At 65.9% G+C, this 1,984-nt stretch carries 1 protein-coding gene and 1 pseudogene; one reads left to right on the top strand and one right to left on the bottom strand.

What is annotated here, in order from left to right:
• Window positions 1-80: 80 nt before the first annotated feature.
• Window positions 81-1,099 (bottom strand): annotated as a pseudogene (locus ABZS40_RS36605) (IS256 family transposase); the annotation flags it as partial.
• Window positions 1,100-1,770: 671 nt separating this feature from the next.
• Here ABZS40_RS36605 and ABZS40_RS36600 point away from each other — a divergent pair.
• Window positions 1,771-1,908 carry an integrase core domain-containing protein gene (locus tag ABZS40_RS36600; protein ID WP_354949311.1) on the top strand — a complete coding sequence of 46 codons (138 nt, stop codon included), beginning with the start codon at window positions 1,771-1,773 and terminating at the stop codon, window positions 1,906-1,908.
• The last annotated feature ends 76 nt before the right edge of the window (window positions 1,909-1,984 follow it).

The raw sequence follows: 1,984 nt of genomic DNA, 5'->3' as shown, positions 1-1,984 counted from the left end.
ATAATCGCGGGCCATACCCGATTCTCTCAGAACCGCCGCTGACGACCCCGCAGGGACACGTCATTCTGCGACAGGCTCCGAAAGGCCAGGAACGGTACGAACTCGTTCCAGGCGCGTTGCCAGGTGGCGACGATGCCGGGGTATTGCCGGCCGTGGACGCGGGTGAACTCGGCCAGAGCGGCTTCGGCGGCGTCGGCGTTCACGGCGGTGTAGATCGGTCGTAGTGCTTTGGCGATCAGTTTCCGGTCGGTGTAGGACACGTATCGCATGCTGTTGCGCAGTAGGTGGACCACGCAGGTTTGCACGACCGCGTCGGGCCAGGTCGCGGCGATCGCGTCGGGCAGGCCGGTCAGCCCGTCGCAGCACACGATCAGCGCGTCGCGTAGGCCGCGTTGGCGCAGGTCGGTCAGCACGCGGAGCCAAAACTTGGCACCCTCGGTCTCCTGAATCCACACGCCGAGGACGTGTTTGAACCCGTCGACGTCGACGCCGACGACCAGGTGGGCGGACTTGTTGACCACGGTGCCGGCGTCGCAGACCTTGATCCGGATCGCGCCGACATAGAAGGTCGGGCAGAGACCTCATCGAGGGGCCGGTTCTGCCAGGTGCGGACCTCGTCGGCCACGACATCGGTGATGTTCGAGACCGTCTCGTGGCTGACGTCCGCGCCGTAGATCTCGGCGAGGTGGTCGCGGATGTCGCGGGTGGACATCCCCCGGGCATACAAGCTCAGGACCGCCTCGTCCGGCTGCCCCAACCGGCGGCGGCGCTTCGGAACGATCTTCGGCTCGAACGAGGCGCCCCGGTCGCGAGGCACCTGGATCCGCACCGGTCCCGCCGTGGTGATCACCGTCTTCGGGGTGTGACCGTTGCGGTGGTTACCGGCCGAAGCGCCTTCGGGAGCCTGTCCGCGTTCGTAGCCAAGGTGCTCGGCCATCTCGGTCTCCAACACGCGTTCCAACACCGCGCCGATCACCTGCTGAATCGGACCACCCGGCCCGTCCACCGCCAGCCCTCGCCGGTCGGCATCGGCCAACAACGCGTCGATCGCCTCCGGCGCGAGCAGCCCCGCAGCCTTCGCCGCGGCATCGCCATCCACGATCACCGCCGGCGGCGCAGACGACTCAACAACGTCCATCGATTCCTGAGAAGCATCCATAACTGTGATGAGTGAGAACCTCCCTGAACAGGCAAGACAGATCCTGCCCGCCCGATCGGGGCACCCCTCACCCACAGTTCATCCGGGACGCCCGGCGAAAGGTCACCACGCCCAGAATTATCGGCGTCACCGGCGGTCGGTCGGGCATCCGCCGGATCATCCGGATCAACCTCATCCGCCACCGCCAACCGATGCGCCAATCGGCTGCCCGGTCGACCCAACGCCACCGCGACCGCTTCCAGGTCACCCGCCGCCGGGACCGTATGACGGGCGCACCGGCGAGTCAGACCCGCTATTCTGCTCGACGAAAGTCCGCCGCCGGCACCCGACGTTGGCGCAGGTGAGCCGGCGAACGGTCAAGGCGACCAGCACTTCGTGACCACCTGATCTGACGTCGGCCAACCGGCGCACATAGATTCCGTGGGGGTGGTCGACCATCTACCGCAGGCACCGCACGTGGCACGCACCGTCCTCGTCGCCGCGTCGATCCTCATCCCGACACCGGGAACCACCACAGCTTCCAACCGCAGACCAAGCAGATACGGAAGCAAAGCCAAGATGATCTCTACGCCGGCACCCAGTCCGAACTGCCGGCCAGCAAGACTCACGAAATGTGCACCAGAGCCACGGTTGAGCCGGCCTTGTTGACAGATACATGGCTGCACCACTACAACCAGCATCGCCCCCACACCGCGTACAACAATCAGCCGCCCTTGGCCCGGTTAACCAGTGAGCCCTTTTCATCGTGATGTGCCTGGTCACGGTGGGCGCGGAGGGAAGCTGGAGTCGACATAGGACGAGGCTCCCGGTAAGACAGCAGTCGAC

Source organism: Micromonospora sp. NPDC005324 (assembly GCF_040607155.1).
GTDB lineage: Bacteria > Actinomycetota > Actinomycetes > Mycobacteriales > Micromonosporaceae > Micromonospora > Micromonospora trifolii.
This window is presented reverse-complemented; position numbering and strand designations above follow the sequence as displayed.